This is a genomic window from Levilactobacillus senmaizukei DSM 21775 = NBRC 103853, assembly GCF_001592085.1.
In the GTDB taxonomy this organism is placed as follows: Bacteria; Bacillota; Bacilli; order Lactobacillales; family Lactobacillaceae; genus Levilactobacillus; species Levilactobacillus senmaizukei.
In genome coordinates this window covers 12615-33807 of record NZ_BCWD01000022.1, presented here as the reverse complement: position 1 = coordinate 33807, position 21193 = coordinate 12615, and the positions used below count along the sequence as shown (strand labels likewise).

The following is a 21193-nucleotide window of genomic DNA, read 5'->3' as shown; positions in this document are numbered from 1 at the left end:
GGGGCCTAGGCTTTTTAGGTTGTTACAAGGTGCTTTAAATGCTGGTATTACGGCATTTTAAAAAATTCCGTTTCTATTGTTTACTACTGTTTACTCTCATTCTGTGGGAGATTTTGTGGGAGATTTTAGGGCAGCGCTTATGGACACGATTAAAAAACACTTCTCGTTTGAGAGGTGTTTTTTTGTGCTTTTATTTTGAATTAGTCCTCTCATACACTTGACAGGGTACACTTTAGGGTGTATTCTAATAGTATAGAAAGGAGGTGAGGTGATGAGCAAAAAAAGAAAAAGAAACAAGCAGACAAAAATACCAAGTTGACAACCATCCTACTGATTATCAACATCATCCAAGGTATTGTAGCACTGCTTAATTCTCTTCCTCATCACAAGTAACACGGTAAGGGCCTCCGGGCCATTACTTGGTGTATACTAAATTATAGCATAGGAGGTTTTATTATGCGCTCAAAGAAGATTACCATCCTACTTTATATTGCTATTGTGATTAGTGGTCTATCTCTACTGGTCAGTACCTTTAATCTAATTTCAAACTTTAGGTGATAAAATGTCAGAACATATTAACTTGAACAATCCAGAAATCATGACTGCCACCGATGCGGCTAGACGGTGGGGAAAGGCCCCAGATTACGTACGTCAAACGCTTAGAAGCAACCCTGCTCGTTTTCCAGATGGATCGGTAAAATTATTCGGTCGTCAATTAATTGTAACCCGCGAAGGTATGGAAGCCGTTACGGGCCATGCTGAAATACAGTAATGAAAAAATCCCACCCTACCATATTGGCAGAGTGGGATTTTACTTACTTAAGTTTCTTAACGTACTCTGTATTACTGGTGATGTACAGCCCATTGGCCAGCTTGAGACGGGTAATCTTTCCATAGCTAACCACAGAATCAATATCAAAGATAGTCCCCTTCGCAAACTTACGCTCTTTCTTCTTAAACGTTTTGTCACGGTACCGGGTTACATTAGTCTTCGCTTTAACCTGCTTGACAGTTTTTAGATAGGTGGCTTTCTTAGCTGGAGTGGTTGCGGATGACCCACCGATACCATTCTTCAGATCCTTGGCGAATTGAGCTTTACTGATACCCCATTTCTTTAGATAGCCGTATGGGTCCTGGTGGTCACCCCAGATGTTATCACTAACCCACTTATGAGACTTGATGCCATTACCAGAGCCATCCAGCTTTAATGGGATACCGTACTTATTCGCATAATAGCGAATCACCCACACATACCGCTTGTATGACTCGTTAAATCGCTTCTGACTGTCTACGTGAGCCAGTTCGACCTGGAATGGACTGGCGTTATTAGCGACCGTTCCAGCTCCGTAGGCGACGTATCCAGGAGTTCCCACAATGTAGATACCTTTGTCATCCACGATTGCGTGAGTATAGGCATTCCACCAATTACTCTTCATGTAGGAAGCCTCTTTTTTGCCAGAACCAGTGTGCTTGTTATTATCATTCCCGGTGTCATGGGCAATGATGTATCGGTGGCTAGCCTTATTGCCATCCCCTGCATTACCTGCCAGTTCATAGCTATGATTCAATTTATAACTCATTTGTCGTCATCTTCCTTCCCGGCAATTTTAGCCAGCTTCTCAAATTTTGGTTTTAAAAAGGGCGGAATGGGAAAGCCCATCACGTCCAAATTTTCTACTATTGAGATCGCATATTCCGCGGTGTAAAAGAGTAAAACCGCATTTGATACGGTATCAAATTCTAAAACATCTAAAAACGGATAAACTGTTAACGCTAGGACAATAATTAACAAGTGCTTCGATAGTCCCTTTAAACCCACAGAGCTATCTGCCTTAATCTTCGCGCCCTTAGTAAAGCTCTTAACGATTCCCGTCAAAAGATCCGCCATAACTGTCCAAAGAAAAATCTCAACTACTGGATTATTTACCATTGCTCCAAAAGCATTGGCAACCAGTACAATTCCAAAAGGTGCATGCGGTTCGAACATCAGTTTTCACTCACCCTTTCTAATGTATTATCGGCAAACACGGCATAGAGGTCGTGTCCACCAACGGAAAATACTGATGGGGCTGCAACAACTTGCGTCTCTAAGCTCCAAACCGAATCACCGTTTTTATCTAGACGTTTGTATTGAGTGGTATTACTACTGGTATGACTAACTAGATATATTTGGTCAGAATGGCTGACTGTTAGAAGTGGATTAATTCCAACATCAGTCAATGTTAATAAAAGATTGCCGTCCTGATCGTATTTATAAAGGGTTTTATGAGTCGCCACCCAAACGGCATCTTTAGTAACTGCGATGTTTCGAAAAGATCCGCTGACCTCATGTGTCCATGACTCTGTTCCACCAGAATCCAACTTGGTTAACTTTCCTTCTACGCCTACAAAAACACTGCCATCACTTGCACAACCAACTGACTTAATGGCCGCACCTAAAACGGTTGTCCATAATAATTCTCCATCGGAAGATACTTTCTGTACCGATTGACCAGTGAGCGTTCCTACTACAGCATTGCCATCTGGATCAATATCCATAGCTACTGAGTATCGATCCAGAATCTTGTTAGACCAAACCTGGTTTAGATTGGTGTCATATTTGCCAATGTATCCAGTGATATTGCTCAGAAAGATATTACCCTGATCATCATAGGCTAAGGCTCGAACCGCGCTAATATATTTGGTTGCCCACTGATTACTTTGGTCTTGTGCAATCAGTATGACATCACCATTGGCTCCGCCAACCATAGCTTCTCCAATTGAGTTTACATCTACAGCGTAAACTGGATAATCAATTACATAGCTCCACTCGCGCTTGGCCGTTAGGAGTTTGGGGATGCTTCGATAAATAATCTTTCCCGCGTGCGCTAACCCGGATAACTTGTGTGGTCCGTGCACGATTCCGGCGATCTTGCTCCCATTGTGTGCAATCCCCATTAGCTTTCCTCCCAGTAAAAAAAGCCATCCGGATCGCTGGTGGCATTTGCAATGGCACTCTCTTCATCATTACCAGTCGCTCTTGTAAGTGACACTCCTTGTGGTCCGGTCAAGCCGGTTTCGCCAATTGGGCCTGGGTCACCCCGATCACCCTTAGTTCCAACTTCGCCTTTTTCTCCTTGAGGCCCCATAAGAGTATTAATTGTCTTCCAAGAATCGGCCGTTTTAATCATCAAATCCTGTCCAACAAAGTACGCATCGCCAACGGTTGCATCTGCCGGTAATTCATCAACAGTTGCTAACGCCCCCTTGACGGTAATACCTGGCACACCTTGGACTCCAGGATCACCCTGTGGCCCGATTGGCCCTTTTGGACCTTCTGGTCCTCGTAGCATTGCAACCTTTGCTGTAGTATCGGAAACGAGATTATCAAAATCAGTTTTGAATTGTTTAAAATCCACATCTCGTCCCTCGATATAATCAGCTACTTTTTCTTTCAGTGATTCAGCTTGACTATCTAACACTTCCATTTGTTGCTTAGCATTTTCAGATACGTCTTTACTGGCAGTATCGTATGACTCATTTAATTTTGCGATCAACGAATTATAAGGATTGATATAATCGTCCGGCTCGATTTCAAAGATATTGCTGCTTTCCAGAACATACACTTCAAAATTATCGGTGGTCGTTCGCACGTTATCCTTAACTAAAGAAAAATAAGCCGTTTGATAACGACCTATTGACGAACTAGCTTGACTCGGAAATTTATACTGAAACTTTCCTTGAGTCTCATCAATCATTTTTACAACACTATCAATGACCGTTTTTCCAACACTAGTTACACCTTCGAAACTAACTGTGAAGCCTGTAAGGTCCATTGGTTCGCCCTTATCTATGATACTAACTTCCAAGCCATCAACATCACCATCACCAATCCGGATAAACGCCAATGGATCACTACCAGATTGTTTTGTCACATTCAAATGTAGCTTAATCATTTAACTCACCTCAATCCTATTTATTCATTTTTACTTTATGAAGAATCCCTTTAAATACGTAATATAAAGTGCTGCCTTTTACAACGATTGGGGCCGCTTTTCCATCGGCATAACTTCCTAAAGGAATTGAAAACTTTGGCTTTTTTGATGCTAAAGGATACTTGTTTAAATTAAAACCTACTGCCCCATGAGCAACTGTAATAACATTCTGATACCCATTACCCCAACCATCGATATAATCAAATGGTGTTTGACTGTATAGGGCTGGTGTCAAAAATTCTTTATAATTGCCCGTCTTTGAATCAAACTTCAACTCACCTTTGTTCGTGGCAACTATTAGTGTAAAATCATCCAGTTCTTGAATGTCCAACACATTAAAGGGGATCGTCATCATCCACAACAAATTTAGTTGTTCATCTAACTTCACTACCACCGTATCAACTACTTCATTTAAGTCATTTTCATCCCTAAACAGCAGATTATTATCATGATCAAATTTGAATAATTTTGGCCCTTTAACAGGTGCAGGACTTGTATTTATTAGATGTCCGCTATTGCTATATTTGTATAATTTTCCATCGCTTGCATAAGCAATAATGTTGTCTTTTTGATCTATAGTAATTGAAACATATCCATATTTAAATCTTACGTAAGCATCTGCTGCTGACCATCTCAGATTACCAAGGCTGTCGTACGCAACTAACTTATGATCTTTGACTACATAAATGTTACCCATAGAATCTACGCTCGGGGAATAGTCAACATTCATCGTTAAATCTGGAATTCCTTTCGAATCTAATCGAATAATTGACGGATTAAATCCCTTACGGTACACAAAAATCTTCCCCGATTCAGTTGGAATTAGTTCTTTGAAAACCGTATTGTTCAGATCATACTCCCAAACTTCCTGCAACGCTGGAACGCCTCTATATATAAGCTTTGTTCCGCCTATCCCAGACGCGTATAGACCTTGGATTTTCTTACCAGTCGCATCATATAGCCCTGCAACTTTCTTCCCATCTTTGCCATACAATCCCATAAGTTATTCCTCCGTCCATCCGACTAGTCCTACTAAACCCGCAGCACTTAATTTTGTAGCTTCAGCTTTAGCATCGTCCTCTGAGTCTACAGACAAATACACTGGAGTTTTATTATCGGCAATGGTCGGATTCTCAAGGAAGCTAACCTTTTTTTTAAATGCAACATCTACCGTTACCGAACCATCCGCTGCATTTCTCGGCATAAAATCACTCATATCAGGTGTAACACCATCAACTCCAGGATCACCCTTGTCTCCTTTGACCCCACGAAGATCGCTAGATGGGTGCCAATTTAATTGATACCAAACGTACAAAACACTTCCAATCAAAAATGCATCTCCATCGTTAGCCACCGCTGGTAATTGAGATACATCACTAACTAATCCTTTTAATTCAATACCTTTACCCGGATCGCCTTTTTCTCCTGGAATACCATCAGATCCGGCAATTCCTTTTTCTCCTGGCTCACCTTTTGGCCCACGAATTGGCCCAACATCAACCCATTTAGAACCGTCAAATACATTTAAATCAGTCCCAACAAAGTAACCATCTCCGGCCTTGGCATTCATTGGTAATGAATCCGTTGAGTCAAACGAGCCTAATACTTTTACACTCGTTCCAGGAGCACCGGCGGGACCAGCAACACCTTGATCACCTTTGTCGCCTCGATCCCCCTTAGGGCCTTTCAAACTTGCTACATCCGATTTCACATTCTCAACCAGTAGCGCAAATTGTCCCTTAAAATCGGCGAAATCAATTGTCCGACCAGATACATAATCATCAATTTTTTTTGCTAATTCATCTGCCTTCTCATTGAGTCGGAGTGATTCTTCATCAAAATTCGTTCTCAACTGATTAACCAGATAGTTATATGGATTGATAAAATCATCCGGCTTCATTGTTCCCAAATCAACCGATCCATATACACAAATCGTTAAATCTCTAGTGGTCGTCCGCTCGTTACCTTTAGTAAATGAGAAATATGCCCTTTTAAACCTTCCCGCTGATGCCGTCACCTGCTCTGGAAAACGATAAACAAACTGTCCCTCAACTTCATTAGTCGTCTGAATATCTGTATCAACCACCGTCTTGCCAGCACTTGTGACCCCTTCAAATGCAACAGACCATCCTGTTAAATCAAAAGGCTTGTTTCCGGTGGTAGCAGTGACAGATAAACCATCATTGTTACCATCATTCACTCTTAGGAAAATTACAGGCTTAGTTTTGTTTTGTTTATTGGTATCTAATTGCAAATCAATCACTATTAGTCCTCCATCCCATCTACATTTTTTGCGTAATCTTTAACATCAACTTCTGTAGGCACTAATCTTTCATCTTCGTGGCCTCGGCGTTTTGCTTTGATTTCCCATCCAAAGTTTGCTTCTGGAGTATCACTTTCGACTATAAAGAAACCAACTTCTCGACTTGCTACCCACACACTTGCTGAACTATAGGACTGTAAAAACACTTGATAAGAAATATCGGTATTCACGGTGTCTAAAAACAGCGGTTCAATTTCCACTCTGGTAGTTTTCAGCTTGTCTGTTTTCCCTTCACCAATATCTCCTAAATAACTTTCTGCCGTTTCATAAGCTGGTGTGGCCCTTAAACCATCACGAGTTACATGCACAGCGTTTTTGCTATTCATGACGTCTAAATTTCCCATCACATAAACATCGCCAACTAACCCAACACCAGAATTGTGAAGACCACCTTGCCCAATACTGATGGACTGACCACCCGCATTCAGGCTAATCCCTGTATCTGACCCGATACTTAAACCAGCAGTGTTATTAGACAAAATGTCAGCGGAAAATCTGCCGACCTCAGTTTTATTACTAGACAAAAAGTTGTCATAAAAATAGAAACCGCCGTCATTGATTGAAAAACCCCTATTAGCCGCGCTATAGCTTTGGAAATAACTTCGATCTAAGTCAAAGCGAATACGCCCATTATTTCCGGTAATATAACCTTTTTTAAATTCCACTGCTCCAGTATCAAGATTAATGTTCAAATTTGTCCCAGAAATTTGTCCCGCTTTAATTCGATTCGCATTTAAGAATCCCGTAACAATACTATTTGCATTCAGATTAATCACGTTAATAGCCGCGGCGTTAAACGTTCCTTCGGTGATGTTAGTTGCATCATGACCTGCAATATCGCTGACCGCTTCCTGCCACCGGCCATCATGATAGAGCCACATAATAACGTGGACACCAACATTTTGATACCAGATATCGCCCTCTTTGCTACCAATAATATCCGGTGGTGTTTGTGACGACCAGCCGACCGTGTTGCTTTGGTTGGCCGCCTTTTTCACAATCGCCTGATCAATCACGGTCAACTGGTTACCAATACTGTCAATCTTGTGCTCAATGTCACTTCCACCTCTTAAATTCGTACTGGATAAATAAGACTGTGTGAGATATTGCTCAGTGCTTGGTGACCAGGTATACCCCGTCATACGGGCCTTAACATTCAAATCGTCTTCATCATGAATGAATGTGGCAGTATCGCCTGGATAAACTCGGCTGAAAATTCCACTGTCCTTATACTCTTCAGTATCTTCTAACATAACAACATTCAACTCATACTGTTCACCAGGTCGATCGATATGATTTTTCGAAAATTCCTTAGTAGCCGCTTCGCGTAATGCTATCAGAGCTTCATCCTTAGGGATTGCATCCGGATCAACTTCGCCATCTGCAGAAACAGAATCCTCATCAATTGCCTTAATATCAGAATATTCAATCTTGGCAATACGTGGCGTTGTATAATTATCAATCAACGGAGAATCCACATACAGCTCTGGTAAGAATAACCCGTTATACCCTTCTGGCATAATTCTAGTAACTGTGTTCGTTAGATCTTCGGTAGCTTTGTATCCCAACAAGTTTCGCCGATTACGAAATACCACACCTCGATCTTTTCCTAACTGTGCAACATGATTGAAATGGAAGTTATCCCACTCAAATTCTCCGCCCCAACGTGATATCAATGTGTTATCGTCTGTACCAATCAACGCCGCAATTGGACTCATTCGAACAATACGAGCGTTCGCCACATTTCCTACAAATGAATTGTAGGTGAACTCATGTGGGAATTGAGTTGACTCCATGATGTGCTGCACGGCATCGGCTCCAGTTTTTTCCACAATATTAATATCTTCGACAAAGTTTTGCATGAGGTCCCAAAAAACATGGTAGGCATGCACCGTTAATACACCCATAGATTTTTCTACTGAATTCACACGAAAGGCCTGGTCATCGTAACCAGGCACAGGGGCTGTAATAATCATTTCATTCTGAATAGACAACCCATGTTTAGCAAATAATGGATAATCAAATTGGAAATCGAACTGTGTATTTAATGACCAAGTAATGGTGTCATTCGACACGGCCGATAAAACCCGACCGTTATGCCCTTGAAAATCGCGTTCATCCCATCCATATAATTGAATCATAGCCACGACCACCTTCCATCTATAACAATCTTGGTAGCATTCTGGCCTAGCTCGATTTCGTTAAGCCCTGGTTTAAGCAATGGATATTCGCCATCTAATTGTTCATCGAAAATTCCTGAATCTGAGCCATGAATAACTGTGTCATGCCAACTATCAATCGTCAAATAATCCGTAACCTTTAATAATGTCAGCTCAGTTCCATTAATACTGAACTTTACCGTCCCTGAACCAAATACTGTTAACAACGGTTCCGATTCTTGAGAACCCGGATTGTAAACATCATCAGAATGTTCCAACACAATTGGATCTGATTCTTGGTACCAAAAAGGGTCTAAGACTAGGTTTACAGAAACATTCCCAACCAATTCAACCTCTGCCGGGGATGCAGCATCTATACTGACTTGCTTAATTATTCGGTAATACCCGCGATCATCAGAAAAGACTAATTTGCTAGAACCCATTACCCAGTTATTTAACCGTCTAAGGACTTCGTTATATCCTTGAAGTCCTGTTAAACCCGGTAATAAGGTGGGCATAATCATAAAGTCGCATTTCAACTGAACGTCCTGCCATCCCTGAAACTGGGTTAAACTTCCATGACGACTACCTGGGACCATCGTTGTAATTACACTTTGCTGGGCAGTCGGAATATCAGGCTTTTTTGACAGCACTATTCCCAGATCTTCATTGCCAACTTCGTCCAAAAAAATCTGCATTAGTAATTTCGCCTCCCTTTGCTAAAACCGTTCGTGACATCCTGTTGTTTCAAATAACCCGAAGTGTATGGACCCGTAATCTCAGCGAACTTTCTCCCATCGATATTTAGGATGATCGGTTGACTTGAGTTACCACCCATAGCGGCCGCGATACCCTTACCAATACCGCCTAAAGTTTCTTCATTGAGTGGTAAGGCAGCTTCTGGACCAGCATCACCATAGCCATTAAAACCACCTTGAGCATTTGCAAACACAGAAGGCTTTGTGAATACCCCACCTTTCGCATACCAATTAACTGATAAATGAGGAACCGAGGGCGGTTTTAAGTTAAACGACCCATTCAAACTAAAGTGAGGAAGGGGTGGCATACTGATTCTAGGAAATCTCAAATGAAGACCACTGAACCAACCTTTGATTTTATTAATGACACCAGAAATAGTAGAAGCTGCAGCCTTGACAGGCGTGGTCATAGCCGACTTGATACCATTCCAAACACTCGTTGTAACTGACTTAATTGTTTTGAACACGCTAGAAGTCGTGGACTTGATTGAGTTCCAAGCCGCCTTAACTCCTGGTTTCAAGGCATTGTAAACCTTAGAAATTGCTGATTTCACGCCATTCCAAGCACTAGAAGTAACGGATTTCACGCCGTTAAAGACACTACTCGTTGTGGATTTCACTGCATTCCATGCCGCTTTAACGCCTGGTTTAATCGCGTTATATGCTTTTGCTACGGCCGACTTTACACCGTTCCATGCACTGGAAGTAACAGATTTCACGCCATTAAACACAGTGCTAGTCGTTAACTTGACAGAATTCCAAGCCGCCTTAACACCAGTCTTAATGGCATTATATGAAACAGAAACGACTTTCTTAATTCCGTTCCAAGCACTGGTGGCTAGCACTTTAACGTCATTGAAAACAGTTTTTGTTACCGTCTTGATCGCGTTCCAAGCAACTGTTACACCTTCCTTCAACGCATTTACCACTGCCATTACTGGCGCTTTAACTGTATTCCAAACCGCAAGAATAGCAGCCTTTATCAAAGCCCAAGCCACCGTAGTTACAGTTCGAATGGCCGCCCATCCAATCGTAAACACACCTTTAATGACTTCCATTACTGTTTTAAAGACGACTACAATGGCATCCCAAGTAACAGTTGCTACTGCCTTAATTCCGTTCCAAATGGCGGTCAGCGAACCTTTAATAGCATTCCAGACTGTTGAGAATACCTGACTGACACCATTCCAGAGAACGGAGAAAAATGATTTCAAAGCATTAAATACCGTTGTAGCAACTGTTTTAATGCCGTTCCATACGCTTGAAAGAAAATTCTTTATGCCATTCCAAACGTTAGAGGTAACCTCTTTAATCTGTTTCCAGTGGGTAATAATTAGTACAACCAATGCAATTACAGCGGCAGCTAATAAGGCAAAACCTAATGCTTTTGGCGACATAATTCCAGCCAAAGAGGCGAAACCTTTTTTTGCGGCTGCCAGTGTTTCAGGAAATTTGCCAATTGCAACCATCAACTTGCCAACGCCTAACACCGTTGGCCCGATTGCGGCAGCTAGACCTGCCATAACTAAAATGGTCTTTTGTGTCCCAGAATCCAGGTTGGTAAACTTATCAACCAAGTTACCCACAAAGTCCGCTACCGCCTTAATTGCTGGAGCTAAAGCCTCAGTAATCTTAATTGCGGCTGACTCCAACGATCCTAACATTTGATCGATTGATGCCTTAGAACCTTTGTTCATGGTATCTGCCATCTTCTTAGCAGCACCGTCAGAGTTTTTGAAACTGTTCGTTAGCTTGTTCATCTTTTCTGGTCCGGCGTTTACCAATGCCATCATTCCTGATAGCGATTCCTTGCCGAACAGAGTAGACATAGCTTGAACTTTTTGTTCTTTGGTTAATCCCTTAAATCGATCCTGCAACATGCCAATAATGCTACCAAGCGGCTTCATCTTTCCTTGAGAATCAAAGAAGCTAAGATTAAGGTCATTCATAACACCTTTCATCTTAGCTGTGGGGTCTGCTAGTCGGGCCATTGAACTACGCAATGTTGTCCCTGCTTGGCTACCTTTAACACCAGCATCAGACATGATACCGATTGCCGCAGCCGATTCTTCAATACTAATTCCCATGGACTTTGCAACAGGCGCGACATACTTCATGGCCTCGCCCATATCGCCAACTTCTGCGTTAGTCTTGGCAGCAGCTTCGGCAAATACGTTTGCCACATGGCCTGACTGACTTGCGTTTAACCCGAATCCTCGTAATGCACTGGCAGCATATTCAGACGCCTTACCAACATCTCCACCAGAAACGGCAGCCAGATTCAGTACCCCTGGCATTGCGCCCATGACTTCTTTTGCGCTAAAACCTGCTGAAGCAAGATTTTCCATGCCTTCAGCAGATTGTTTAGCATTAAACACCGTCTTGGCACCTAAGTCCACAGCTTGATCGCTTAACTGTTTCAGTTCACCTTTCGTTGCTCCAGAAATTGAACCGACCCGATTCATCTGAGCTTCAAAATCACCACCAGTTTTAACAGCCGCAGCTCCTATCGCAACCAACGGCACTGTTAACCCGGTGGTCAGCTTTTTACCAACAGAGCTGACCTTTTCACCACTTGTACCAATTCGCTCCATTTTGGAAGCAGTCTCTGTGGATAATCCACCTTGCTTTCTAATGGATTCATTGGTAGTTGCCAACTCATTTTTTAAGTTTGCTTCGGATGCCTTAGCGTTGTCTAGCTTCGCCCTCATTTCATCGACTTCACGAGAATTAGCACCATAAGCGGCTTCTGTCTGCTTTAACTGTTGTTCTAAATTATCCACTTGCTTAGCAGTCAGAGCCGTCTGTTCCGTTAGCTTCCGCTTAGCTAGTGCATTTTTCTCCGCATTTGTGGCATCCTTACCCAGCTCAGCTTCTTGTCGGCTGTATGAGGCTGTCAGGGCCTTTTCCTTCGAATCAAGTTTGCTGGATTCCGTTTCTAGTGCTGCTAGTTTATCCTTGGCTTCTTGCGTCTTCTTCCCTTGGGCAGACATCTGCACGTTTACCTTGTCCAACTGGTTACCTAGGCTAGATTCGGCTCTTTGAGCATCTAAGACCTTGCCTTCCATCTTCGCAAGTTGGTCTGAGGTAGCATTCCCAGACTCTTTCATTTCCTTATATTGATTAGTCAGTAACTGGGTCCGCTTTTGTGCCGCTGCAAATTGATCTTCTAGCTTTTTTTGCTTGGCGGCTAACTTGTCACTGGCACTAGCTGCATCCCCCATTGCCGCAACTTGCGCGCGGTATTCCTTAGCCGCCGTATTCATGACGGTGTTCAGTTCTTTTACCGTTTTTGCGAGTTGAATGGCGCCATCTGCCTTGAATCGAAGAATGATATTTGCTTCGTCTTTACTACTTGCCATATTAACCTCCTTTCTAATTCCAGAATGGAATCTGGTCCATATAAACTTCCTGAACGTCTTCAATCGAATCAGGATTATTTAGCCGTAACCAATTAATCTGAGTCTTCAGGTACATGTTCGGAGTAGACTTCATAAAGAAATCTAGCGACCAGCCAAAATTACTGGTTGCCACGAACAAATAAAAATCCCAAGGAAACTGTTCATCTCCCTGGGATTTTTGTTGTTGTGGCATCTTTATTTTTTTGCGTCAGATTCCTGGAATCCCTGCTCTTGCATGATCTTCAAAGCATCTTCTAACACATTGGGAACATCCGAAAATGGAATAGCCCGATTCATTTCATCATACGTGCACTCTGTACCACCACCGATGAGCAGCCCATATACTAACGACCATACAAGCTTCATCGACTTTTCGTCACGTTTGAACACCTTGCGATTTAGTAACGCCGTTAAATCTTTTTCAAACGCCGTATAATTTTTCCCATATGCCACTTCAATTGCGTTGATGGAATCAAAAGTTAACATGGCTGGGACTTTAATCATCTCACCAGTTTTCTGATCTCGAATTCGTAGGAATGTCGCATCACTAACATTAACTAGGTCACTCAGTTTTGCCATTTAACATTCTCCTCTATCCTTTAGGTTCAGTTACTGGGGTCCCCAGCGTTTCAATTTGTGACTTATCGAAAACGACTTGCTTCATGAAGTCTTCCACAGTCAGTGTCGTTTCTCGTTGTGAGCTGTACTTGGAATACATGACATGGTCACCGTGCAATAATCCACTTGCTTGAATGGTCATCGATACGTCCTGTTCTTTAAATTCGTCTTCTGACGTTTCATAGCTGAGTTCGGTTGCTGGTGATACCACACATCGAGGGAACCACATTGCATCATTAACGCCATCAGACCGCTTAGCGATAAATCCAAAACCAAATTCTGCAGGAGTAGTTGCATCTGCGCTGGCGAAAGAAACCCCGTTATTTGGTGTAGTCGCAGTGACCTGGTCCAATAGACCAGTTGGCAATCCAATATGGTCCATACTGATTTCTTCTTCTGTTTCTTGATTAACCTGCGCTAACAGCACACCTGAAGCGTAAAGTGGTGTCGACTTTCCATTACCTTTCACTTCAACTTTCTTACCGATCGTCTTACGGAAAATTTGATCGGAATAAACTGGAGCCGTGCTTGATGTCCCTGGCGTAGTCATTGGTGCAAAAAAGATATCACCTAATGTTAGCGTGTAGGCATCTTTGTTCTTGTTGGTTTGTACATCTGCCATTTCTTAAATCCCCATTTCTTTTTTTATCATTTTTATCATTGTGCTATTCATGCGACCTTCGGCGGCCTTCAACGTATTTCGTGTAAAGTTCTTTGCCGTAATCTTTGGTGTTCCCTTATCAACAAACTTCCACCAAAAAGAATCTCCAAAAGTTACCGCAATATCAGCTCCCGACTGAATAACTTTGAGGTTGTTTTTCATTTGTCCATATTTTGGAACAAACGAAGCTTTTGGGTCAGACGGCAATGCAGGGCGTAAACTGTGCACATAAATATCGGCGGCCGCCCTTTGAGCTCGTTTGACAGCAGCAGAATCCACTTTGATTTTTTTTAACATGTTCTGAGCATCAACAAACCCGTTATTACTCATAGTTCTACCCGAATATACGTATAGAAATTATTTACAGTTGTGCCATTTTCATCACTAAAACTATTGTTGAACCCCATAAAAGGCACATCTGAAAACACACGCCTAAACTTCTGCAACTCCTTTTCGGTTCCTTCAGTAAATAGAGATACCTGATATTCAGGCTTACTATCCAACGTTTCTCCACTGGCATGAAGGTTTTCTTCATTTGTATAAGAATAAACAAAGTATGGGAACGGCGTTCCCGTTGGCGCTTTGTTCCGATACACCGGCAGTCCAAGCGACTTAAGTCGGGCCCGAAACTCCTCAAAACTAATCAACATAATTCAAACTCAGCTCCTCGAAGTTCCTATCATCATCGACATAAAGCCGGGTGATGAGATACGGCTTACCCGCAATCATCACTCGGCTTTCAAGTTGGTCTATTTTGGGGTCAAAACGAATGCGAATCCGTTTAACCACATCTGTTTTTGCTTGCATGCTCTGAAACTTTTCAGTGGCCGTTACCCCCAGGCTCTGATAATTAAGCACTCGTGACTCTTGCCACTTATCAATTGGTAAATCATCCTCATTGACCGACTGAACTAAAGATAAAAGCTTCGCCCTATGCTTCAGATGATTGGTTAACCGTGTCATTTGAATACACCTCCTGAATAAAGAAGGGTGTCAGTGAGTCTAGTGCTGTCGCCATTTCTTTTTCTGGAACTCGATAATCGTTCAAGATTGCAGCAACCATTAATACCAGCTGATCTGTTTCGTTTCCAGTTGCATTACGAACATATTGACGGGCCATTTCAAGATATCGATCCAACATTGAATCATCCATGCTGTCTTCCCACTCAATATGAGTCTTAAACTCTTCAAAAAGCGCATCGTGTTCCATGGCTAGCCCTTAGCAGCAGTTGCCACTTCCCACTTGTAAGCAGCTGGTTCAAATGGACTGTAGATAAGTTGGCCGTCCAACAAGTTGTAAATCTTGAAGCCAATCCGGTTAGTATCGGCAAACTTTTCAACTAACTTTTGAACTTCCATAGCGCCAACTACGTCTTGAATATGGAACTTGCTGAAATCACCAAAGTAAATTACTGGAGTGTTTGCCGAACCTTTCTTATCTGCATAGTCAGTTACATCTGTTGGGTAACCAACCAATAAATTACCAATCCCACCTTCTGCTTGATTGAGTGGCCGCAAGAGTGGGAACCCGTCCGCCGTCTTCATCTTTTCAACCATCGTCAATGCTGCGCGATTCATGATGAAACGACCTTTGTTCATGACTTCCGTGACAGGTGTGTTTTTCATTTCGATCAATGCGTCATAAATCTTTTGACCAGCATCTGCTGCAGTTAAGTCCACCGCTGCAGTGGGAGTAAAGGCGACAGCCTTCTTAGCTAAAGCACCATCGTTGATGTTGTCAGTTTCATCCCCGTTAAACATGTAGTTAGCTTCTTGGCGCACATATGCCTTAGTGAGCTCTTCGATCACGATGTTTTCAACAGGTAATCCGGTCATAGCCAGCAATTTCTTCGTAACGGTTGCCAATGCATCAAACTCGGTTGGGCTTAACAGAACTTCATCAAATTCAATGGCAGTTTCCGACATTGGCTTATCATCAGCACGTTCCAACTTATGACCAGTGGCAGTTGCCTTCTTAACTAACACGGGATACTTAACATCGCCTGAAGTCCGAACGACACTCCCATACTTCCGAAGTAGGTTTTCTTCTTGAGCGTAGGAAATGATTTCACTCGCAACAACTTCAGGGACGGTAACCGAACCATTACCTGTTACAATTCCCAACGATCGGGCTTCTTCAACCGGCATTGCACCAATTACAGTCTTAGCGAATGCAGAACGAATTTGTTCATTCTTAGCAACCTTAGATAATTGGCCTTGCCCTTGCATACCTGAACGAATCGCGTCCTTAATGCCATCCCGTACTTGTGGTGATACAACAGCCCCATGTTCATTATCATCGTCACCAGGTTTTTCTTCTGATTCGGATTCAGAACCATTATTATCGTCACTAGCTGGATTATTTTCGGTGCTAGTTAAGTTAGCCAACTGGTCTACCACATCCTTGTGGGCCGCAGTTTCCTTATCAGCGGCGTCTTGTAATGCCTTAGCATCATCTTCGGTCAGCTTAGGGTCTTCAGCCCGTGTTTGTAATGATTTCAACCGCATTTCTGATTGTTCCTTCATACGCTTCAACATTGCTACCAAGTCTTTATTCATGTGATAACTCTCCTTTAATTTTTGAAATAATCTGTTTGCGTTGTTCCACTAATTCAATTAATTTATACTGGCCATCTTTGCTTCTATTGAGTTGTGCATCAGTATCGTCATATGCCGGAATAGTTACGATTGATACCTCAAATAGCTCGACCTCTTCGATGGTTCGTACAGGGTGGTCTGGATCGCTGTAGTCCCACTTATCAGCCGTGGGGATAAAGCCAAACGAACATTTGTCAATGTCGCCTCGCTCCATGCTAACCACTAAATCTCGACCTGCAGTGGTATCCGGAAGATCAACAGTAAACGCTAATCCCTGTTCATCTTCCTCAAGTGTCAAAGTACCTGACTTTGTACGACCCAGGATGTTGTCCCAGTTGTGATTAAACAAGCACCGAATATCATCATTTTCAGTAAGTGTTTTGCTAAAAGCGCCCGGAGCGATTTGTTCCGTGAACGCACCTGCAATATCCGTTGGCGAATTAAAAACGGACGCATGACCACTCACTGTTAGTGGGTGATCAACATCCGTTCCATCTCGTTTGTTAAAATTGAAAGTTCTAATTTCCTGTGTTTTCGTCATTGTCACCCCCCTTCGTGGGCAATGAATTATCTGTAGCAGACTTATCACCAATATTCATCAGGTCGTTGCTGATATAGATTGCCTGACTTTCCTTAGTATTCTGAGGTTCAAATCCTAACATTTCGGCTACGTTGTCTGGTGAAGTAATTCCAGTTCGAACGATGTTATAACCGATATTGGTCTTAACCGAATAAGGAACAAAGTCCAAAATATTAATTTTCCATTCAATGTGATATCCAGAATCTTTACTAAATAGCAATTGCGTATAATGTTCACTCAAATTTTGTAAGATTGGCCGAACGGCCTTGTTATGGAGATACATCATGGATTTTTCAACATCGTTTTCCATCATGTGCTGGTAGGTGTCAACGTTAATTCCTAGGTACTTACCCAAATCCTTCTTGTACACATTCAGATAAGCCAGAATCTTGTCATCCTCGACTGGAGACCGGAGAGTGTCAATTTCGTACCCTTTTCCAAGGGTTAACATCTTCACGGTATCTTGATTGTCCAAGCCTTCCAACTGACCTTTAATAGCCGTAACTAGCTGACTTTGTGTAGCGTTAGCTGGATTCAAATGACTATCAAGCTTCAACAAGAAGGCCAACAAACCGCCCTTGGCATATTTATCGGTCAGCACTTTTTCTGCACTCATAACACCTTCTAAGGTGTCCTTTCCAAGTTGGGCCAATCCCTGGCCTTGTAGTGCACTGGTGTTAACCTGCTTCACATGTTCGATCATGGATCCAGGGATGTTAGTACCGCCGACCTTATAAGTTTCAACAAGCCGATCATTTAAATCTGTGGAAACATCCGATACCAAATGCAATTCATTCCCTAAGTAAGCTGGAAACACTTCGCCGCGAAGCAATAAAGTGTTAACTTGCAATTTGGAAAACTCAAAACCCGTTTGATATTCGTTGGGATGTTTCAAAAGCTTCAAAACCGCATGATTAGGAACTTCCTCACCATCAGGCCCAATAACCGTCGGCTTTGCCATCGCAATTTGATTAGAAATGTCGTTGACCAGCTCATTCACATCGCTAGATTTCATGATGGAATCATCATTAACAAAACGTGAACCCCAACGAATATAATTTGACTTTAAATCGTCTAACCAACCTCGCTTTTCAACTTGCTTAAATAAAAAGTTAGAGAATCTATCTCTTAATCCCAAACCTTCACCTCCTATCCATATATTGTTTTCAGGTAATCATCCAATCCGGCCGTGTCAACATCTTCCATCTCAAATTGAGTAGACTTGTGAGCGTCCAACATTGCCGCTGCCCCATCAATTTTCTTAGCGGATTTCGTCTTACTAGGCGCCTTTAATCCGTTAATGTTGGTAACCACGACAATATTGAGTAAGCAGTACACCAGTAATGGATTATCTGTAATTAACCGCTTTTCGTAAATCAACCGTTCCACATCATCCATGACTTCATTCAGCACCGTTGGATATTGCATGATAGCCACGCAATCTAGCCCAAGGTTCTCAAGTTTCTCAATCAACTTCTGGGCCATGGCAGGGTCATAATTAATGCGTTGGACATCATAATCACTCATTAGCTGCGTGATATATTCGATGATCTGGTCTTGGTCAATCATCTTTCCATCACAGAACTCCACAAAGCCCTCTTCTGCCAATTTTCGGTAAGGAACATTGTCCTGTTGTTCACGGTAATCGATATTGTCATAAGGAATGAAATAGCGCTGCTTAACCTTTAGCATCGACTTACCATCTTCACCAAACGTAGGAATGTTGATTGACACACAAGTTAAGTCAGTTGTCTTAGACAAATCCAGCCCTAACCAAACGGCCTCACCACGTAGGTCACCCATTTTGTCTGGTTGCAATATTGGTTCTACCTGATCACGACTAAAGAAACTTTCAGCTCCATTCACGAACACATCTAAATGCTTAGAAAGAAACTCACCTTTACCATGTTCAGAACGTTGGGCCGCTAAGAATTCAATTTCTAACGCCTCCATCGTGATTGAAACGTCAATATTAGGATTAACCTGTCGCCAAACATGACGGTCCGTCCAGTCATAACCTTTGTTTGGCTCATAAATCAGGACCAGACGGGAATCGTCATTGTCTTTGTCTAAGATCTCTTTAGATTCCTTGTAGACACGCATCCCTACTGATGAAGAGCTCTTTCCGGCAGTAGAAATGTTAAACATGATAGGTTGCGCCCGCTCCAGCATAGCTGACTTAAAGTTGTCGTACTGCTCCATGTTTTTTTGCGCGTGAAGTTCATCGTTCAGCACAAACGATGGATTTGAGCCTTCAATCTTGCCGGTGTTTTTCGTCATGACTTTAAAGGTGTTCTCAAATGCCACACCATCAATCTGATAACGATAAACAGCCCCAATCACAGAGCCTGCTTTGCCCTTGAACACTTGCGAATTGTTATAAAGCACAGGTGAATTTTCTACTAGGGCTCCAAATGGCTTAGCCGCATACTGAGCTTGCTCAAAATCAGAGGCGCAGCAGTAAACATCGGCCCCTACTTCACCTTCACCATACATGGCATAGGCAAGTGCTCCTGTTCCAATCAGTGTTTTACCGTTCTTCTTAGGAACTTGCCAATAAACTTCACGTATAAGCCGAACCGTTCGCCCCTTCCCATCTTCATGTTGCCAACCGTATAACTGGGCAAAACCAAACAACTCCCATGGCTCAAGAATAATTGTCTCACCAGCCAGATCGCCTTTCACGTGACGAACATAGGTTTGAATAAAATCTAGTGCTTCATTAGCTTTATTGTTATCCCACCAGATATCGCCACGTTTTTTCCAACGTTTATAGCGCTTGACTGCCTTCTTAATGGTTGTTGGGTAGTCTTTAGGATTTTTCGTTACTAGGCCTGCGTATACATCAGCATAATTAGTTTCAAATGTGATTTTCATCCCCGGTTACGCCACTTTTCTCTTCGTGCCTGTAATTCATCAACCTGTTCACCAGGTCGCTGTTCTGCATGACCTGTAGACGTGTCAACCGTGGATCCACCAGTAATGACTCGTTTCGTCATTGCTTTATTTGTCATTCCAAGTCGTTCTAAGGCTTTTAATTTCTTCTCTGACCAGATATCAACTTGAACGCTCAAAGGGCTCTTAACGGCATTTCTAGCACCATTTTTATTTTCGTAAACTTGAGTTTCGGGGAAACCCTTGTCTTTCCAACGTTTCCACATGATTTCATAGACCTCAAACGTATTCATATACGAATCAATCAGAGGATCAAGGATTTGACTATAAATGTCAGCTTTTTTCAAAATAAAAAGTAGGCGTTTCCGCTCTGCTTCAACCTTTTCCGCTAATTGTTCAGTTTCAACTTGCTTCTTAGTTTTGCGCCCCACGAAAAAACCCCCTTTTCACTTTTGATTTTGTTGAGAACTGCGCGCGTAAGCCTATGCTACCTATCCTTCCCACGACTAAAAAAATAATTTTTCGGTGGGGGGGCTTTCAAAAATAATTTGGAAAAACTTTTTTTGGATTTTCCTCTTGTTCATGTTCCACGATAGGATGGCATTTGTCACAAAGTAACATAATGTTATTCGGTTCAAATTCTAAAGTTCTATCTTTTTTAATGGGAACTATATGATGGTGATGCTTATGCCGGCCAAACACTATCTGATGACACCTCTGGCATTGATTACGCTCTCTTAAATCAACCTCTTGGCAAACATCAGCCCACTCTTGACTGTGATAAACTGGTTTGTTTTCGTGATGATAAATTGAGCGGCGTTTCTTTCTTGTCTGTTTAAACGTGTCTGAAAATCCATGCTCATCACAGTAACGACCATGTTCAATGATATTTTGACATCCAGGAAACTCACAAAGCTTTCTAGTCATTAACTTCAATGAACTTAATCACGTCTGCTCGTTTAGTAGTTCCCTTCGGGATGACCAGACCTTTTGCCTTAGCATAGGCTAGCAATTCATGTAGCTTCATATCCGTTAAGTCAGGTTTACCTTCATCGAATACTTCAAACTGAGCTGCTTGCTTTTCGGTATCCCAATATTCTGTACCAGTTGCTGTCTTACGTGTCTCAATTACCATTGATATTCCCCTTTCTTAATTGCAAACAAAAACCTCAACCAATTGGCTGAGGCATTTTATTGCTAGGAGGCAAAGCGGTCAGCCCGGAGTC

The 21193-nt window shown here is 42.3% G+C and carries 24 protein-coding genes; 1 reads left to right on the top strand and 23 read right to left on the bottom strand.

Annotated features, from left to right (window positions below):
- The first annotated feature begins 562 nt into the window (after nucleotides 1-562).
- The gene (locus LSE01S_RS10825) at nucleotides 563-772 is read left to right on the top strand and encodes a helix-turn-helix domain-containing protein (protein ID WP_082622403.1); all 210 of its coding nucleotides are present in this window, start codon (nucleotides 563-565) and stop codon (nucleotides 770-772) included.
- 43 nt (nucleotides 773-815) lie between these two features.
- Here LSE01S_RS10825 and LSE01S_RS08435 read toward each other — a convergent pair whose 3' ends face one another.
- From LSE01S_RS08435 to LSE01S_RS08330, 23 genes are all read right to left on the bottom strand, one after another.
- The gene (locus LSE01S_RS08435; RefSeq protein WP_061777196.1) at nucleotides 816-1580 is read right to left on the bottom strand and encodes a DUF5776 domain-containing protein; all 765 of its coding nucleotides are present in this window, start codon (nucleotides 1578-1580) and stop codon (nucleotides 816-818) included.
- Nucleotides 1577-1987, bottom strand: a complete 411-nt coding sequence (locus tag LSE01S_RS08430) for a phage holin family protein (protein ID WP_061777195.1) — start codon at nucleotides 1985-1987, stop codon at nucleotides 1577-1579. The genes LSE01S_RS08435 and LSE01S_RS08430 overlap by 4 nt, the downstream gene beginning before the upstream one ends.
- The gene (locus LSE01S_RS08425; RefSeq protein ID WP_061777194.1) at nucleotides 1987-2937 is read right to left on the bottom strand and encodes an outer membrane protein assembly factor BamB family protein; all 951 of its coding nucleotides are present in this window, start codon (nucleotides 2935-2937) and stop codon (nucleotides 1987-1989) included. Before LSE01S_RS08425 ends, LSE01S_RS08430 begins: the two co-directional genes overlap by 1 nt.
- Entirely contained in the window at nucleotides 2937-3935 is a 999-nt protein-coding gene (locus tag LSE01S_RS08420; RefSeq protein WP_061777193.1) for a BppU family phage baseplate upper protein, read from the bottom strand. Before LSE01S_RS08420 ends, LSE01S_RS08425 begins: the two co-directional genes overlap by 1 nt.
- 16 nt (nucleotides 3936-3951) lie before the next feature.
- Nucleotides 3952-4974: a hypothetical protein gene (locus LSE01S_RS08415; RefSeq protein ID WP_061777192.1), complete on the bottom strand. Its 1023-nt coding sequence runs from the start codon at nucleotides 4972-4974 to the stop codon at nucleotides 3952-3954.
- A 3-nt stretch (nucleotides 4975-4977) separates the two neighbouring features.
- The gene (locus LSE01S_RS08410; protein WP_061777191.1) at nucleotides 4978-6237 is read right to left on the bottom strand and encodes a BppU family phage baseplate upper protein; all 1260 of its coding nucleotides are present in this window, start codon (nucleotides 6235-6237) and stop codon (nucleotides 4978-4980) included.
- A 2-nt stretch (nucleotides 6238-6239) separates the two neighbouring features.
- Nucleotides 6240-8438, bottom strand: coding sequence for a phage tail spike protein (locus LSE01S_RS08405; RefSeq protein WP_061777190.1), 2199 nt, complete (start codon nucleotides 8436-8438; stop codon nucleotides 6240-6242).
- A complete protein-coding gene (locus LSE01S_RS08400) occupies nucleotides 8435-9154 on the bottom strand; it encodes a phage tail family protein (protein ID WP_061777189.1) in 720 nt (239 codons plus the stop codon). Before LSE01S_RS08400 ends, LSE01S_RS08405 begins: the two co-directional genes overlap by 4 nt.
- Nucleotides 9154-12576, bottom strand: a complete 3423-nt coding sequence (locus LSE01S_RS08395) for a phage tail tape measure protein (protein ID WP_061777188.1) — start codon at nucleotides 12574-12576, stop codon at nucleotides 9154-9156. The genes LSE01S_RS08400 and LSE01S_RS08395 overlap by 1 nt, the downstream gene beginning before the upstream one ends.
- Nucleotides 12577-12589: 13 nt before the next feature.
- The gene (locus tag LSE01S_RS08390) at nucleotides 12590-12748 is read right to left on the bottom strand and encodes a hypothetical protein (RefSeq protein ID WP_156470502.1); all 159 of its coding nucleotides are present in this window, start codon (nucleotides 12746-12748) and stop codon (nucleotides 12590-12592) included.
- 62 nt (nucleotides 12749-12810) lie between these two features.
- Entirely contained in the window at nucleotides 12811-13194 is a 384-nt protein-coding gene (locus LSE01S_RS08385; RefSeq protein ID WP_061777186.1) for a hypothetical protein, read from the bottom strand.
- Between the two features lie 13 nt (nucleotides 13195-13207).
- Nucleotides 13208-13855 (bottom strand): major tail protein, encoded by a 648-nt coding sequence (locus tag LSE01S_RS08380; protein ID WP_061777185.1) that lies wholly within the window; start codon nucleotides 13853-13855, stop codon nucleotides 13208-13210.
- Nucleotides 13856-13858: 3 nt separating this feature from the next.
- Nucleotides 13859-14191: an HK97-gp10 family putative phage morphogenesis protein gene (locus LSE01S_RS08375; RefSeq protein WP_162257439.1), complete on the bottom strand. Its 333-nt coding sequence runs from the start codon at nucleotides 14189-14191 to the stop codon at nucleotides 13859-13861.
- A 29-nt stretch (nucleotides 14192-14220) separates the two neighbouring features.
- On the bottom strand, nucleotides 14221-14544 hold the full coding sequence (locus tag LSE01S_RS08370) for a hypothetical protein (RefSeq protein WP_061777183.1): 324 nt from the start codon (nucleotides 14542-14544) through the stop codon (nucleotides 14221-14223).
- A complete protein-coding gene (locus tag LSE01S_RS08365; RefSeq protein WP_061777182.1) occupies nucleotides 14534-14857 on the bottom strand; it encodes a phage head closure protein in 324 nt (107 codons plus the stop codon). The genes LSE01S_RS08370 and LSE01S_RS08365 overlap by 11 nt, the downstream gene beginning before the upstream one ends.
- Nucleotides 14826-15104: a head-tail connector protein gene (locus LSE01S_RS08360; protein ID WP_061777181.1), complete on the bottom strand. Its 279-nt coding sequence runs from the start codon at nucleotides 15102-15104 to the stop codon at nucleotides 14826-14828. The genes LSE01S_RS08365 and LSE01S_RS08360 overlap by 32 nt, the downstream gene beginning before the upstream one ends.
- A gap of 2 nt (nucleotides 15105-15106) precedes the next feature.
- Complete coding sequence (locus LSE01S_RS08355; protein WP_061777180.1) at nucleotides 15107-16453, bottom strand: phage major capsid protein; 1347 nt, start codon at nucleotides 16451-16453, stop codon at nucleotides 15107-15109.
- Complete coding sequence (locus LSE01S_RS08350) at nucleotides 16446-17033, bottom strand: HK97 family phage prohead protease (RefSeq protein WP_061777179.1); 588 nt, start codon at nucleotides 17031-17033, stop codon at nucleotides 16446-16448. The genes LSE01S_RS08355 and LSE01S_RS08350 overlap by 8 nt, the downstream gene beginning before the upstream one ends.
- Nucleotides 17011-18210, bottom strand: coding sequence for a phage portal protein (locus tag LSE01S_RS08345; RefSeq protein WP_061777178.1), 1200 nt, complete (start codon nucleotides 18208-18210; stop codon nucleotides 17011-17013). The genes LSE01S_RS08350 and LSE01S_RS08345 overlap by 23 nt, the downstream gene beginning before the upstream one ends.
- Before the next feature lie 11 nt (nucleotides 18211-18221).
- A complete protein-coding gene (locus LSE01S_RS08340; protein WP_061777177.1) occupies nucleotides 18222-19949 on the bottom strand; it encodes a terminase large subunit in 1728 nt (575 codons plus the stop codon).
- On the bottom strand, nucleotides 19946-20398 hold the full coding sequence (locus LSE01S_RS08335) for a P27 family phage terminase small subunit (RefSeq protein ID WP_061777176.1): 453 nt from the start codon (nucleotides 20396-20398) through the stop codon (nucleotides 19946-19948). The genes LSE01S_RS08340 and LSE01S_RS08335 overlap by 4 nt, the downstream gene beginning before the upstream one ends.
- 106 nt (nucleotides 20399-20504) lie before the next feature.
- Nucleotides 20505-20894, bottom strand: a complete 390-nt coding sequence (locus LSE01S_RS10820; protein ID WP_082622379.1) for an HNH endonuclease — start codon at nucleotides 20892-20894, stop codon at nucleotides 20505-20507.
- Nucleotides 20887-21102 (bottom strand): hypothetical protein, encoded by a 216-nt coding sequence (locus LSE01S_RS08330; RefSeq protein WP_061777175.1) that lies wholly within the window; start codon nucleotides 21100-21102, stop codon nucleotides 20887-20889. The genes LSE01S_RS10820 and LSE01S_RS08330 overlap by 8 nt, the downstream gene beginning before the upstream one ends.
- Between the last annotated feature and the right edge of the window lie 91 nt (nucleotides 21103-21193).